General features: G+C 69.5%; 13 protein-coding genes. 11 read left to right on the top strand and 2 right to left on the bottom strand.

All coding sequences use genetic code 11. The features are described from left to right. Positions 1-27 precede the first annotated feature (27 nt). The 4 genes from AB0J16_RS23570 to fmdA all read left to right on the top strand — a co-directional run bounded on the left by AB0J16_RS23570 (position 28) and on the right by fmdA (position 3,523). Positions 28-717, top strand: coding sequence for a class I SAM-dependent methyltransferase (locus tag AB0J16_RS23570; protein WP_358542928.1), 690 nt, complete (start codon positions 28-30; stop codon positions 715-717). Positions 718-1,020: 303 nt separating this feature from the next. Further along, complete coding sequence (locus tag AB0J16_RS23565; RefSeq protein ID WP_358542926.1) at positions 1,021-1,356, top strand: FmdB family zinc ribbon protein; 336 nt, start codon at positions 1,021-1,023, stop codon at positions 1,354-1,356. A 180-nt stretch (positions 1,357-1,536) separates the two neighbouring features. Next, the gene (locus AB0J16_RS23560) at positions 1,537-2,193 is read left to right on the top strand and encodes an AmiS/UreI family transporter (RefSeq protein WP_358542924.1); all 657 of its coding nucleotides are present in this window, start codon (positions 1,537-1,539) and stop codon (positions 2,191-2,193) included. Positions 2,194-2,275: 82 nt separating this feature from the next. After that, positions 2,276-3,523: a formamidase gene (gene fmdA, locus AB0J16_RS23555; protein ID WP_358542921.1), complete on the top strand. Its 1,248-nt coding sequence runs from the start codon at positions 2,276-2,278 to the stop codon at positions 3,521-3,523. 523 nt (positions 3,524-4,046) lie between these two features. Here fmdA and AB0J16_RS23550 read toward each other — a convergent pair. Next, positions 4,047-5,201 carry a transposase gene (locus AB0J16_RS23550; RefSeq protein ID WP_358542919.1) on the bottom strand — a complete coding sequence of 385 codons (1,155 nt, stop codon included), beginning with the start codon at positions 5,199-5,201 and terminating at the stop codon, positions 4,047-4,049. A 137-nt stretch (positions 5,202-5,338) separates the two neighbouring features. Here AB0J16_RS23550 and AB0J16_RS23545 point away from each other — a divergent pair, with 137 nt between their 5' ends. From AB0J16_RS23545 to aroQ, 6 genes are all read left to right on the top strand, one after another. Further along, positions 5,339-5,767, top strand: a complete 429-nt coding sequence (locus tag AB0J16_RS23545) for a hypothetical protein (protein ID WP_358542916.1) — start codon at positions 5,339-5,341, stop codon at positions 5,765-5,767. A 115-nt stretch (positions 5,768-5,882) separates the two neighbouring features. Further along, the gene (locus tag AB0J16_RS23540) at positions 5,883-6,683 is read left to right on the top strand and encodes a hypothetical protein (protein WP_358542914.1); all 801 of its coding nucleotides are present in this window, start codon (positions 5,883-5,885) and stop codon (positions 6,681-6,683) included. A 31-nt stretch (positions 6,684-6,714) separates the two neighbouring features. Continuing rightward, complete coding sequence (locus AB0J16_RS23535; RefSeq protein ID WP_358542911.1) at positions 6,715-7,815, top strand: hypothetical protein; 1,101 nt, start codon at positions 6,715-6,717, stop codon at positions 7,813-7,815. Then, on the top strand, positions 7,812-9,239 hold the full coding sequence (locus AB0J16_RS23530) for a hypothetical protein (RefSeq protein ID WP_358542909.1): 1,428 nt from the start codon (positions 7,812-7,814) through the stop codon (positions 9,237-9,239). The genes AB0J16_RS23535 and AB0J16_RS23530 overlap by 4 nt, the downstream gene beginning before the upstream one ends. Beyond that, positions 9,236-10,540: an AAA family ATPase gene (locus tag AB0J16_RS23525; protein WP_357953108.1), complete on the top strand. Its 1,305-nt coding sequence runs from the start codon at positions 9,236-9,238 to the stop codon at positions 10,538-10,540. The genes AB0J16_RS23530 and AB0J16_RS23525 overlap by 4 nt, the downstream gene beginning before the upstream one ends. A gap of 27 nt (positions 10,541-10,567) precedes the next feature. Further along, entirely contained in the window at positions 10,568-11,020 is a 453-nt protein-coding gene (gene aroQ, locus AB0J16_RS23520; protein ID WP_358542907.1) for a type II 3-dehydroquinate dehydratase, read from the top strand. 33 nt (positions 11,021-11,053) lie between these two features. On the opposite strand, the gene AB0J16_RS23515 is transcribed toward aroQ, so the two are convergent. Further along, positions 11,054-11,932 carry a ThuA domain-containing protein gene (locus tag AB0J16_RS23515; protein WP_358542905.1) on the bottom strand — a complete coding sequence of 293 codons (879 nt, stop codon included), beginning with the start codon at positions 11,930-11,932 and terminating at the stop codon, positions 11,054-11,056. A gap of 172 nt (positions 11,933-12,104) precedes the next feature. On the opposite strand from AB0J16_RS23515, the gene AB0J16_RS23510 reads away from it, so the two are divergent. After that, positions 12,105-14,240 carry a PQQ-binding-like beta-propeller repeat protein gene (locus AB0J16_RS23510; RefSeq protein WP_358542903.1) on the top strand — a complete coding sequence of 712 codons (2,136 nt, stop codon included), beginning with the start codon at positions 12,105-12,107 and terminating at the stop codon, positions 14,238-14,240. The last annotated feature ends 4 nt before the right edge of the window (positions 14,241-14,244 follow it).

Raw genomic sequence — 14,244 nt, 5'->3', positions numbered from 1 at the left:
CGCTCGCCCGGAGTTAGATTCGAAGGCATGACGATCATCCCCCGCTCCGGCACCGGCCCCGGCTCGATCACTCCCGACGGCTCCCCCGTCGAGTACTACACCCTGCTGAAGCCCCGCGGCGAGGCGGAGCTGCTCGCGGGGGTGGTGTCGCCGGGCGGCTCCGTCCTGGAGCTGGGCGCGGGCGTCGGCCGGGTGACGCACGCCCTGCTGGAGCACGGCTTCGAGGTGGTGGCCGTGGACGAGTCGGCCGAGATGCTGGCCCACGTGCGAGGCGCGCGGACCGTACGAGCCCGGGTGGAGGATCTGCGGCTGGAGCGGCGCTTCGACGCGGTCATGCTGGGTTCGTACCTGGTGAACACCTCCGACGAGGACGGCCGGCGGGCGTTGCTGTCGGCCTGCGCCCGGCACGTGGCGCCCGGCGGAGCCGTGCTGATCGAGTGGACGCCGCCCGAGACGCACGACGCCCGGCGGCCCGGCCAGGGCAGGACGGACGGCGACATGACGGTCACGCTGGTAGCCCTGGAGGCGACCGGGCCGGACCAGTTCAACGCGACGATGCGCTACACGCACCGGGATCGGGTGTGGACCCAGTCGTTCACGTCCCGGCGGCTGACGGACGACGACCTGCGCGCGGCCCTGGCCGAGTGCGGGCTCCGCCTGGACCGCTTCCTCACCGAGGACCGCGGCTGGGCACTCGCCGTCCCCGGCCTCCCGTAGCCGCGCGTTGACATCGGACGCGCCCGCGACCTGCCCGCAGCCGTCGATGGCAGTGTCTTCGTTGTTGGTCAAAATCGTGAAATCCATCAAATGTCCGGCAAATTCTCCCAGCCGATCAGGCAATTATGCGCGCGCCGACGTTAAAAGTCTGACCACGTTTATCTCCTTCACGGGCACCCTTCCGCTACTCTTACTCCCTTTTCCGCGCAGGGCTGGTTTTCCGGGAAATTGCCACCGCGTTCGACGACCTTGACATGGGGTTGGCGGCGGAGGTTATCTGAAATAGATCGCCGCAGGCCGGCGATGGCTCTGCGGTGCCGAAGGCCGGAGAAGATCGAGTTGGATCTCTGCGGAGGAATGCCTATGGCGACGTATGAATATCGCTGCCCCGACTGCGGACGATTCGAGGTGCGTCTACCGATCGGGACCGCCGCGGCGGCCTGTGAATGCCCCGCGTGCCACCGCCCATCCCGTCGAGTCTTCTCCTCGCCCTACCTCGGCCGGGTGCCTTCAGTAGTCAGTGCCGCGCTCACCCGCGAGGAGCAGAGCCAGGAAGCACCCGAGGTGGTCACGAGCGTGCCTGCCAAGCGGCGCGAACCGCCGCCGCACCCGGCGCTGCCACGCCTGCCTCGGCCTTGAGCAGCAGAAAGCCTTGAGCAATAGAAAGCCTTGAGCAACACAAACATCTTGATCAACACCAACAACGCGGCGCGTGCGTGTGAACCGTTCACACACGCGGCTCCGCCGGTCCGGAGGCGGTGACAGGCCGCCCGGCGTGAGTGATGCCGCCACACGACAACACCAGGAGGTGCGTCGCTCATGGGAGCCGTCGGACTTCTCTACGTCGGCGCGGTGCTCTTCATCAACGGGATGATGCTGCTGAAGAAGATCGATCCACGCGCGGCGGCCATCTTCAATCTCTTCGTCGGCGCCCTGCAGGTGATCACGCCCACTGTGCTGATCATCCTCAATCCCGGGAACCCGGCCCAGGTCCTCGGCGCGTCCGGGATCTACCTGTTCGGTTTCACCTACCTGTACGTCGGGATCAACCTGCTGGGCGGTTTCGACTCCACGGGAGTCGGCTACTTCTCGCTGTTCGTGGCCATCATGGCGCTCGGATACTCGTACGCGAATTTCCGGCTCCTGGGCGATCCGGCGTTCGGGGTCATCTGGCTCTACTGGGGTTTCCTGTGGTTCCTCTTCTTCGTGCTACTGGGTTTGAAACACGAGCAGATCACCAGGTACACGGGCTGGGTGACGGCGATCCAGGGGTGGGTCACGGCGGCGATCCCCGCGTTCATGATCCTGACGGGCTACTGGCGGAACACCAACCTCATCGCCTTCATCCTCGCCGTGTTCGGCGTGGTGGTCTTCATCGGGCTGTGGCCGTTGACCCGTGGACGTGAACCCACGGCGGCGGCACCGGCCGATGCGATGGGCGCCGGTGACCGGACGCATCGCCCCCGGTGGACCTGACGAGAAGACCCGCGACGCCTGTAAGGAGGTGGTCGATGCGTTTCATGCCTGACGGCATCCGTATTCAAGAAAGGCATTCATCATGCCGAAAGTCGTATTCAGCGTCGATCAATCGATGTCCATGCGCGACCAGAAAATCCCGGGACACAATCGATGGCACCCGGATGTTCCGGTAGTCGAGATGGTCCGCCCCGGAGATGAGTTCCGAATGGACTGCCGGGAATGGACCGACGCCCAGATAGGCAACAACGATTCCGCGAACGACGTGCGGGACGTCGACCTGACCGTCGCGCACGTGCTGAGCGGGCCCATCGGGGTGGAGGGAGCCGAGCCGGGCGATCTCCTGGTCGTCGACATCCTCGACCTCGGCGCGGTACCCCAGCAGATCGGGCAGGCACCAGGCCAGGGATGGGGTTACACCGGCGTGTTCGCCAAGGCGAACGGCGGCGGATTCCTGACCGACTACTTCCCCGACGCGTACAAGGCGATCTGGGACTTCCACGGCCAGGCGGCCACATCCCGTCACCTGCCAGGTGTCCGGTTCACCGGCATCACCCACCCAGGGCTGTTCGGCACCGCGCCGTCAGCCGAGTTGCTCGCCTCCTGGAACCGCAGGGAGCAGGCGCTCATCGACACCGATCCGCAACGGGTCCCGCCGCTCGGCCTGCCACCGCTGACCGACAACGCCATCACCGGTACGGCAAGCGGCGAGGCGGCGCGGCGGATCGCCGAGGAGGGCGCCCGTACCGTGCCGGCAAGGGAGAACGGCGGCAATCAAGACATCAAGAACTTCACCCGCGGAGCCCGGGTCTTCTACCCGGTCCACGTGAAGGATGCGAAACTTTCCGGAGGTGACCTGCACTTCAGCCAGGGCGACGGCGAGATTACCTTCTGCGGCGCGATCGAGATGGGCGGTTTCATCGACCTCCACGTCGACCTCATCAAGGGCGGCATGGAGAAGTACGGTGTCTCCACCAACCCGGTCTTCCTGCCGGGAAACGTCGAGCCGCGCTATTCCGAGTTCATGTCGTTCATCGGGGTCTCGGTGGACCACGACACCGGCACCAACTACTACCTCGACGCGACGGTGGCCTACCGCAGGGCATGTCTCAATGCCGTCGAATATCTCAAGAGGTGGGGCTACACCGGCGAACAGGCCTACCTGATCCTCGGCTCGGCTCCGATCGAAGGGCGAATCAGCGGGATCGTCGACATTCCCAACGCCTGCTGCTCGCTCTACCTGCCCACCGCGATCTTCGACTTCGACGTACGCCCGAATGCCGAAGGACCAGTCAGGAAGGAGCGCGGACAGTGCGCCGTGACGAGCTGACCGCCACCGCATGACGCGTGCGACGGGCCCTGGGAGTGATCTTCCTGGTCAAGCGGCGCCTGAGAACGAGAATGGCCACCGCGCATCGATCCATCGTGGGGGAGGAACACGGATCGCGCGGTGGCCACCGCGCGATCACGGCACTCTGCTGGCGCCCATCGTCGCGTAATATTTTTCCCTATTTATCGCCATAAGTCGTTTACTGCGGCAGAGTGCGATCCGATTGGCCAATGCCCCTTCCGTGCCGGGACTCCAGGCCATTTCGGCAATCCTCCGCTCAGGCTGTTCGACCGCCTCATCGCTCCGCCAACGGTCAACCCAGCGCACTCAGCCCGAACAGTGTGCAAATATATGGTTATCCTCAGGTGTTGCCGCACAAACCTCTGACATGTCCTCCGACATAGAGAAATTCCCAAACGGGGGTGTGCGCCTCCGAAGGATTGATCAATCAACTACCACCGTTTGAAGCTGGTGGTTTGCTCTCGCGGTCCCGTCTGGGTGAAGGGAGGCCGGTAGCGTGTGGCTAGTTGATGGCAGCCCAGCCCGCTGCGCCGCGTGCGGCGATGTTACGGGCTGCGATGTGGTCGGCGTGCCCAGCGAGGCCGCACCTTTCGCAGACGAACCGGCCCCGCGCCGGCCTGTTCGCCGTGCTGATGTGCCCGCACTCCGGACATGCCTGCGAGGTGTACGCAGGGTCGACCAGCACGAAGGCGACCCCGGCTCGCGCGGCCTTGTAGCGGGTGAAGGCGATCTGCTGGGCGAACGCCCAGCCGTGCAGGGTACGCCGCTGGAACCGATGAGCCCTTACCCGCCCGCGGATACCCTGCAGATCCTCCAGGGCGACACCACGACCGCTGCGTTCGGCTTCACGCACCACATATTTGCTCATCTGGTGGTTGAGGTCGGCCATCATCCGATGCTCACGCCCCGACAGACGGCGCAGCACCCGCCGCGCCGCCGACGTCCCCTTCTTCTGCAACCGGCGGCGCTGGCGATGGCGCCGCTCCCGCAGCGTGCGGACATGGCCGTTACCGCCGACCGGCCCCGGCAAAGCCGGGCCGGGCAGCACCACGCCGTCGCAGGCGACCGCCAGGTTCGCCACCCCTTGATCCACCCCCACAAAGCCGCCGACCGGCTCACGCACTGCCGGTCGGGGCAGGGTGAGGGTGAGGTGCAGCAGCCACACGCCGCGCCGGCAGATCAGATCGGCCTCCCCCACCGGCAGCACGTCCACGGCTTTGAGGTCTTCCGGCCGACCCGCGTAGGGGACGGTGACGCGGCCAGTGGGGGTCCACAGCGACACCGTGCGGGCATCCCGATGGAAGCTCATCAGCCTGGCGTCGTAGGGGACAGCGCCCTGCGGCCGGATGATGTGAGCGCGTTTCTTGCTGGAACGCCGGTTGGCGTAGGCGCCGGCGACCCGGGCGATCGCCCGCACGGCCGCTTGCGCACCCAGCCCGGCCACCTGCCCGCGCACCTCGTAATAGGCCAGCCGATGCAACTCCACCACAGCGAAGCCGCGATGCTGCCACGCCAGCCGAGAGACGACGGTGGCCGCCTCATTGCACAACAGCACCGCCGCCGCCAGCGACTCAGCCTGAGCCGGAGTAGGCGTGAGCCGCAGTTGCACGATCGTGGGCAGGCCGTGGCGTTTGGTGGCAGAGCGGCGGATCGCCATCGCGCACCTCCTGTCACAGCGGCCCCACCCACCGCACACATTACCGAACGTGATCGACTCTTTCCATACTGTTTTCGAGAGGAGGGGTGGCGCTTTCTCCCGGCCCTGAAGGACCGGGTCTCCGCGCCACCATTCAGATGAACAACGACGCCGTATGGGTCCGCAGCGTGACCGGCATCCAACTGCACCACACCACAGACCTCCAGGACGCCGGCCGATTCCTGGGCAATGCGGTGATGGCGCTGCGGGCCGCGCACGTACGAACCGGCGATGACAGGTACTCCGACCTCGCCGCCGAACTCAAGGCCATGGTGGCGGAGACGCGAACCCTGGAGACCCAGGCCCGGGAACGCATGCACGGCCTGCACTCGGAGGACCCCGAACAGTTCGTCCGCTGCCGCGAAGGCGAAGAGCCGTGGCCCGACGAGATCCAGGCGGGGTTCGTTCCGCGCCACACCTGCAATGATCGGTGCCTGTATCACGACCAGGACGTTCTCGACGCGATCATGCAGTGCATCTGCGCACGTCCCCCGTGCCGTGCGTGCGCCATCGTCGGTACGGCGTGAGGTGAGCCCTGCTTGGCGGGGAACCAGGCCCGCGCCCTTTACAATGTAGATCACGCGAACGTCTCGATGTCCTGAAAATACTGGGAAATACTGGAACTCTTGCTACGCTCGCGCCATGAGTGACCGGCTGGACGATCTCGAGAGGCGGATCGACGAGCTCCGAGCCGGTGTGCGCAGAGCCATGCGGGTCAAGGACACGGCCACCGCCAGGACCCTGCGCGCCGAGCTGCGCGGCGCCGAACGCACCTGGGACGCCCTGGTGAGCACGGCCCCGGCGGATGATCAGAAAGACAGCGAACCCGAGCCCCCGGCGCCGCGGCTGGTGACCGTGCGCGAGCAGGTGCATCAGGGTCTCCTCCTGCTGGGCGCCTGTGCCCAGCCACGGCTGATCGTCGCCGTGGGCGCGGCGTTCTGCGGCGGCACGCTGAGGAGCAATCAGCTCACCAGCCTGCGCCGGGACGAGGAACGCTCGTTCAAGTCCTCCCCGTACGGCCGCCCGTACTACCTGTGCGCGGCCCTGACCGACCGCCTCTCCCCCGCCCGTGGCCTGCTGGCGGCCAGTACGTGGCCGCAGGCGCGCCGGATGGTCGGCCCGCTCAGCCCCCGCGTCGACTTCCTCACCTGCGCCATAGCGGTGGCCGAGCAGGTGACCGACGCCCTCATTGAGCCCGGAGGGGCACGGCTGCTGACCAGGATGGCGCGCAACATCCCCGGCGCCGCCGACGGCGATCTGGGGCCGCCCGACCCCGATCGGGTCATCGAAGCGGCCAGGGCAGAGCTCGCGGTGCACGTCGAGCGCGACACGCAGGACCGCGCTGAGCTGGCCGAACGTGCGGCGACGCAGCTCGGTGACACAGCGCGGCTGTTCGGCGCCGCTACGCTGAGCACTGTCGCGAAGAAAAGGATCACTGGGTGAGAGCGCGCAACAGCGAGACGAGAGGCAGCCGATGAACCGGCTTGACGCGCTGCGAGGCACGACGCCACCGAAGCCGCACGACGCCCGCGCCATCGCCGCGCTCGCGGCGAACCCCGGCTGCTCACGCCGGGCGCTCATGGACGGCGCCGGGATCGACAAGGACGCCGCGGCCCGGCATCTGGGCTTCCCCGCGCCGTTCGGCCAGTCGCCGTTCGCGATCACCCGCGGGAACGTGTTCGAGGCGCTGGTGAAGGCCGACGGCTGCGCGGAGCTGCTGCGCATGCTGCGGGAGCAGCTCGGCCTGCCGATCGCCGAGGTGGCCTACCACGACGTGGAGAACGTCGGCGCGCACCTGCGCCACGCCCACACCCGGGCGCTGTTCGACCGGGCGGTGGCCGAAGGGCACGACGCGGGGACGGTCTACGACCATCCGCTGCTCGCCCTGGAGATCGCCGGGCACGCCGCCTACCTGGAGCCGGACGTGGTGGCCTTCCAGCTCGGCGGGCGCTTCCACATCGTGGAGATCAAGTCGTTCGCGGTGATCGACGGGCAGGCGGACCCGGCCGCGGTGGCCGCGGCGGCCCGGCAGGCGGCGGTGTACGTGCTGGCACTGCGCAGACTGCTCGACGAGCTGGGACACGACCCGCTGCGGGTCTCGCACGAGGTCGTGCTGGTCTGCCCGGAGAACTTCGCCAACCGGCCCGTCGCGACGCTGGTGGACGTGCGCAAGCAGCTGGCCGTGCTGGAACGCCAGCTCGACCGGATGACGGGGCTCGACCGGCTGCTCGACGTCCTGCCCGACGAGGTCACGTTCGACCTCCAGCCGGGTGAGGACGGGCTGCCGACCCGGTCCGCCGCCGAGCTGGCCGACGCGCTGCGCCGCTCCGACGCCCGCTACGCGCCCGACTGCCTGTCGACCTGCGACCTGTGCTTCTTCTGCCGCGACGAGGCCCGGCAGGAGGGTGCTTCCGACCTGCTCGGCCGTAACGTACGCGACGAGCTGGGCGGCGTGGCCTCCGTCGGCGAGGCGCTCGGGCTGGCCGACGGCACCCGCGACCCGGCGCCGGGCCAGGAGGAGATCGCCCGGCTCCTGCGCAACGCCGAACGCCTGCGCAGAGAGTGCCTGACGTGAGCCTGCTCACCTCGCTCGCCCGGCTGCGGGCCCTCGACGAGGGCATCGCGCAGCCCATCGCGACCGTCCGGCACTGCCATCTGTCGGCGCGGCCGATGGTGTTCATCCCGCTCAAGCTCTCCGGTGAGGCCGCCGCGCCGCTGGCCGCCATGCTCGGCACCGACCGGGCCGAGCCCCGCCTGCTGGTGGTCACCCAGCCGCGTAACCGTGATCTGCGCTTCGCCTGGGCCGCCGAGCTGGCCGGGCTGCTGTTGCCGTACATCCAGGGCTTTCTGCGCGAGACGGAGACGGTGGAGCGCAAGAACGCCGACCCGTACGAGCGGGCGCTCGACGCGCCGCAGTTGATCGTGCCGAACCAGGCGGGGGTGGCGTTCACCCGGCTGCTCGGCCGCTCCACCCGATTTCGCCGGGCCGACGGGCCCTACCCGGTGCCCACGGGGGTGCCGCTGCTGGGCAGGTGGCTGACCTGGTTCGCCGAGCGGGCCGGATATCCGGGGTCGTCGCTGACCATCGCCGCGACCGACGAGCTGGGCAGGCACTGGGCGAGCGGGCAGAGCGGCCTGGAGGACGCGAACCTGGCCGCGCTGCTCGCCTGGATCACCGACGGGCCCAGTGACGACGCGGAGGATCCGCTGATCTGGCCGCCCGCGGGACCGGTCACCGATCCGGGGTTCGACGCCGAGGTGCTGGCGCCGGCGATCGAGAAGGGCTCGGCCGAACGCGTCACCGAGGCCCTGCGTTCCCAGCTCGAACCCACCTGGCGGCTCATGTGGCAGGCGATCGATCTGCTCGCCGGCCTGCCCGAGGGCAACAGTGTGGCGCAGCGGTGGGAGCAGGACCGCGCCTCCTTCAGCGGCCTGGCCGCGCAGATCGAGGACGGCGCGCCGCCGCAGGCCCGGCATGACGGCGCGATCGCCGCCGCCGCGCGGCTGGCGCGCATGGAGCGCGCCCAAGCCGCCTACGAGGTGCAGCGCGCCTACGACGACCCGCTCGTCATGGCCGAATACCGGCTGACCGGCGAGGCGTTCGCGGGCGAGGTCGTGGAGACCGAGCCGGAGAACTTCGAGGGCGAGGGCCGCTCGCGCAAGCTGCGCCCGCTCGTGGTGGTCAAGACCGACGATCCCGTACGCCTGGCACCCGGCACCACGCTGGGCACCCCGCAGCGGCGCGGCCAGGGCGCCCAGCTGGTCGAGGCGAGCGACGGCCTGGTCACCCTGAAGATCACCAAGGGCATGGGCCGCGGCAAGACGCCCACTCCGGGCGCGGTGCCCGAGGTGGGAGAGCGGGTCTGCTACACCTCGCTCACCGACGACTTCCAGGGCGCGCCGAGCCTGCCCGACGCGGAGGCCACGCCGTGGACGCACGGCGGCCCGCCGCGCGAATACCGCCCCACCGACGAGGACGCCCGCGAGGAGTGGTCGTGACCGGCGAGGACGCCAGCCCGGAGCAGGCCATCAGTCCCGAGCAGGTCATCAGGAACGTGCTCGCCGACCTGCCGAGGAACCGCGGCGTGGTGGTCGACTCACCGCCGGGGGCGGGCAAGTCCACGCTGGTCGTCCGGGCCGCCGCCCACCTGGCCGAGACCGGCGAGCCGCTGATGATCGTCGCGCAGACCAACGAGCAGGTCGACGACCTGGTGACCCGGATCTCGGAGCGGCACCCGCGGCTGACGGTCGGCCGTCTGTCGGCGAGCGGCTACGTGCCGCCGCTGCGGCTGCTGGAGCTGACCGGTGTCACGGTCGGTACGCGGATCCAGGATCTCGGCGACCCCGACATCACGATCGCCACGTCGGACAAGTGGGCGTGGATCTCCGGCCGTACCTGGCCGTGGGCGATCGTGGACGAGGCATACCAGATGCGCTCGGACAAGCTGCTGCGCATCGCCGGGCTGTTCGAGCGGGCGCTGTTCGTGGGCGATCCCGGCCAGCTCGACCCGTTCTCGATCGTGGACGGCGATCGCTGGTCCGGCCTGTCGTGGGACCCGCTGCAGAGCGCGGTCTCGGTGCTGCTGCGCCACAATCCCGACCTGCCGGTGCACCGGCTGCCGGTGTCGTGGCGGCTGCCCGCCTCGGCCGCGCCGGTGGTGTCGAAGGCGTTCTACCCGTTCACCGGGTTCCGGTCGGGCACCGGGGCCGGTGAGCGGCGGCTGGAGCTGGCCACCGGCGGCATGGGAACCGTGCACGACCGGGCGCTGGAGGAGGCGGCCCGCTCCGGCTGGGCGCTGCTGGAGCTGCCCAACCGCCACACCGTGCGCACCGACGGCGAGGCCGTGCAGGCGGTGGCGCTGCTGGCCGAGCGGCTGCTGCAGCGCGGCGCGGTGGCGGGCTCCGAACAGGGCGAACGGCCGGTGACCGCCGACCGGATCGCGGTCGGCGCGGCCCACCGCGACCAGGTGGCGGCGATCAGGGCCGCGGGGCTGCCGCCGGAGATCACGGTCGACACCGCCAACCGGCTGCAGGGCCGCGAGTACGACGTGACGATCGTGCTGCACCCGCTGTCGGGCCGCCGCGACGCCACCGCGTTCCACCTGGAGTCGGGGCGGCTGTGCGTGCTGGCCTCGCGGCACCGGCACGCGTGCGTGGTGGTGGCCAGGGCGGGCATCGCCGAGCTGCTCGACGCCCATCCGTCGGCGGAGCCGGTACGGCTGGGCGTGCCGGTGAAGTTCCCCGACGGCTGGGAGGCCAACCAGTCGGTCCTGGAGCACCTGGCCCGCCACCGGGTGTAGCGGCGACGATCACGAAGTGAGGCATGTGTGACATCCGTGTACGTTCTCAACGGCCCCAACCTCAACCTGCTCGGCACCCGCAAGCCGGAGGTGTACGGCACGACGACGCTGGCCGACGTCGAGGAGATGTGCCGCGAGGAGGCCGCCGGGCTCGGCCTCGACCTCCGCTTCCGGCAGTCCAACCACGAGGGGCAGCTGATCGACTGGATCCACGAGGCCGGGGCGGAGGTCAAGGCCGGGCAGTGCGTGGGCGCGGTGTTCAATCCCGGCGCCTACACGCACACCTCGGTGGCCCTGCACGACGCCATCGAGGGCGTGGAGCTGCCGGTGGTGGAGCTGCACATCTCCAACGTGCACGCGCGCGAGCCGTTCCGGCACCACTCCTACATCTCGCCGGTCGCGCGGAGCATCGTGGTGGGGTTCGGCGTGCACGGCTACGTGCTGGCCATGCGCGGCCTGCACCACACCGCCCGGAAGTGATCAGCGACAAGAAGCGTTCGGCGACAGAAGTGATCAGCGGCAGAAGGGCGCCATGCCCATCGCCGACCGGAGGCCGCCGGTCAGGTGGCCGAGGAAGCGCTGGTCGCCGGTCCACGCCTGCACCTCGTGGCCGAGCGTGGTGACCCACGACCTGCCGCCGTCGTAGTACTGGCACCAGGAGACCGGGTGGTCCCTGCCGTGCCCGGGATGGCCGAGGTTGCCGCGGGTGCCCTTCAGCATGGTGCTCTCGTCGACCTGGGCCAGGACGCGGACGCGGGTGGGGGCCGGGACCAGGTTGTACCACTCGTCGCTGAACGTCCAGGCGGGCGGCAGCCCCGCGGTGGAGGCGTCGCGCCGGTCGACCGTACGCACGGTGGCGGGCTGGACGGGGCCGTGGTCGTAGAAGTTGGCCTCGCCGAGCAGCCCTTCGTACCAGGGCCAGTTGTACTCGGTGCCGAAGGCGTTGTGCACGCCGACGAAACCGCCGCCCGCCCTGACGTACTGGCGCAGCGCGGTCTGCGCCGCGTCGTCGAGCGCGTCCCTGGTCGTGCTCAGGAACATCACCGCGTTGTACTTCAGCAGGCTCTGCGCCGAGGCGAGCTGGGTGACGTCCTCGGTGTAGTCGACCGCGAAGCCGTTGTCCTGACCCAGCTTGAGCACGGCTTTCACGGCCACGTTGTCGTCGTTGAGCGGCGGGTTGAGCCCCGGCCCGAGCACGGTGCCCAGGTGGGCGTGGCGCGGGCCGGCCGTACGCGTGTAGACGAGCAGGCGGTAGCCCTTGGCCGGGTCGAAGTTGCCCCAGTCGTGGTAGCAGCGGGCGTCGGTGCCCCGGCACACGCCGCCGGCCTGCGCGGGATCGTTGGAGGCGGCTGAGGCGGGCAGGGCGACCGCCAGCAGAAGGGCGGCGGTCACGAGCGTAGGGGGTCTCACGGGCACCTCCGAAGTCCACCAGGTGGATCGATCGTTCCACAGCGTAGCCAGCGCACCGAAGCCCGGCAAGGTCTTGTCTTCACCGCTGCACCGGCCTATTGTGCGTCCGTTAAGCGGATCTATAGGTCCATCTAGTGGACCGCAAGAAGGCGTGGTGCCAGTGGAACGACGCAACTTCCTCCTCGGCGCGGCCGCGACACTGGCCGCCGTACCCGCTCGTCCGGACGCCGCCGTTCCTGAGCAGGACGTTCCGGCGCAGTCCGCCGCCTTGGGCGCGGTCGGCAAGGACTTCCCCAAGGTCTGCGGCAACCTCGGCAACCACAACCACTCGCCGCTCAAGAAGATCACCGCGCGCAACCTGGACCGCCTCGGCGGCGCCTGGCACCTGAACCTGGAAGGCGGCAGCATCGCCGCGCCCCAGCAGAGCACCTGCGTCGCGGAGAACGGCATCCTGTACGTCCAGACGACCCAGCAGAACGTCTTCGCCGTGGACGGCAGGACGGGGGCGCTGAAGTGGAAGACGAACCTCGGCACCAAGCAGACCAACATGCGCGGGGTCGCGCTCGGCGAGGGCCTGGTCTTCTCCACCTCCGGCGCCAACATCGTGTACGCCCTGGCCAAGGACACCGGCCAGGTGGTGTGGCAGCGGCAGCTCATCACCGAGGACGAGGGCGGCGGCGACACCGGCGGCTGCGACCCCCAGAACGGGCAGTGCGGCGGCCTGACCGGCACCCTGGCCGGCGCGGTCGTCTACTGGGACGGCCTGATCTACGTCGGCATGCAGGGCAGCACCGGCGGTGCCCGTGGCCGCGCCTACGCCCTGAAGGCGGCCACCGGCGAGGTGGCGTGGACGTTCTGGGCGTGCCCCGGCGAGGGCCAGTTCGGCAACGACACCTGGGAGGGCGAGTCCTGGAAGACCGGCGGCGCGGTGCCGTGGATCCACCCCGCGATCGACCCTGATCTCGGGCTGGTCTACTGGACGTTCGGCGGCTCCTACCCCCGGCTGGACGGTTCGGGCAGGGGCGGCGACAACCTGTTCGCCAACTCGATCGTGGCCATCGACGCCAAGACGGGCAAGCGCGAGTGGCACTTCCAGTCGGTGCACCACGACATCTGGGACCTGGACAACGTCATGGCGCCGGTGCTGGTGGACGTACGGGTCGGCCGCGGCGTGCGCAAGGTCGTCGTCTACGGCAGCAAGGCCGGGATGTTCTACTTCCTTGACCGGGCCACCGGTGAGCCGGTCCATGGAGTCACGGAGCGGCCCGTGCCCCAGGACTTACGCCAGAAGACCGCGCCGACGCAGCCGTTCCCCGGCGGCGCGCCGTTCATCACCCAGGCGCCGGAGTTCGGCAAGGCGACCAGGCCGGTGCCGTTCTACGCCTGGGGCGGCCTCTACACGCCGCACTGGGACCGGGCGACGATCATCTTCCCCGGCGCGGGCGGCGGCGCCGACTGGGCGCACCTGTCGTTCAACCCCCACACGGGCTGGATCTACGTCGGCTATGGGCTGATCAACTCCGGCTTCTCCAACAGCAGGGAGGGCCGGGTCAACACCTCGCGCCCGCTGGGCGAGTACTTCGCCGGGGGCATCGCGGCCGTCGATCCCCGTACCAACAAGCCGGTGTGGACCCTCGACAGGGAGTGGTCTCTCGCGCACGGCAACGGCATCCTCACCACGGCGGGGCGGGTCATGTTCCAGGGCGGCCCCGACGGGGTGCTGCACGCGATGGACGACACCGACGGGAAGATCCTGTGGAGCTTCCAGTGCGGCGCCGGGGTGCACACCAGCCCGATCAGCTACGAGATCGACGGCGAGCAGTACATCGCGGTCCTGGCGGGCGGAAACGGGCTGCCGTACCCGGACATCCCGCGTGGTGACCACCTGTGGGCGTTCAAGCTCGGCGGCAAAGTGGCACCCGCTCCGGCCCCGGCCCCGCCCAAGAAGCGCAACGACATCAGGGCCGCCGCCGTCGCCGCCGGCACGACGGTCACGCTGGGCCGCGTCTGGGACGCGGCGAACCAGCGCCCGGGCCCGGCCGAGAACACCGTCGCCCAGGACGCCATGTCGCCGCAGCACCTGCGGGTGCCCAAGGGGACGACCGTCACGTTCGTCAATCCGGCGGACAACGCCTTCGCGCACGCCGCCGTGTCGTTCTTCGAGTACGAGTTCGACAGTGGTGTGCTGATGCCGGGGCAGTCGTTCACGCACACGTTCGCCACGCCCGGCGAGTACTTCTACAACGACGCGATCTTCCCGCAGAACACCGGGAAGATCGTCGTCTACTGACCTG

Origin of the sequence: Nonomuraea sp. NPDC049750 (genome assembly GCF_040659625.1) — a bacterium.
Lineage (GTDB): Bacteria > Actinomycetota > Actinomycetes > Streptosporangiales > Streptosporangiaceae > Nonomuraea.
Note: the sequence above shows the minus strand (reverse complement) of the source record. Positions and strands in the feature narration are given on the sequence as shown.

What these genes read in the sequence shown, in the direction of transcription:
- AB0J16_RS23570 (WP_358542928.1), top strand. Translation starts at nt 28, where the DNA reads ATGACGATCATCCCCCGCTCCGGCACCGGCCCCGGCTCGATCACTCCC.
- AB0J16_RS23565 (WP_358542926.1), top strand. Translation starts at nt 1,021, where the DNA reads ATGGCTCTGCGGTGCCGAAGGCCGGAGAAGATCGAGTTGGATCTCTGC.
- AB0J16_RS23560 (WP_358542924.1), top strand. Translation starts at nt 1,537, where the DNA reads ATGGGAGCCGTCGGACTTCTCTACGTCGGCGCGGTGCTCTTCATCAAC.
- fmdA (WP_358542921.1), top strand. Translation starts at nt 2,276, where the DNA reads ATGCCGAAAGTCGTATTCAGCGTCGATCAATCGATGTCCATGCGCGAC.
- AB0J16_RS23550 (WP_358542919.1), bottom strand. Translation starts at nt 5,201, where the DNA reads ATGGCGATCCGCCGCTCTGCCACCAAACGCCACGGCCTGCCCACGATC.
- AB0J16_RS23545 (WP_358542916.1), top strand. Translation starts at nt 5,339, where the DNA reads ATGAACAACGACGCCGTATGGGTCCGCAGCGTGACCGGCATCCAACTG.
- AB0J16_RS23540 (WP_358542914.1), top strand. Translation starts at nt 5,883, where the DNA reads ATGAGTGACCGGCTGGACGATCTCGAGAGGCGGATCGACGAGCTCCGA.
- AB0J16_RS23535 (WP_358542911.1), top strand. Translation starts at nt 6,715, where the DNA reads ATGAACCGGCTTGACGCGCTGCGAGGCACGACGCCACCGAAGCCGCAC.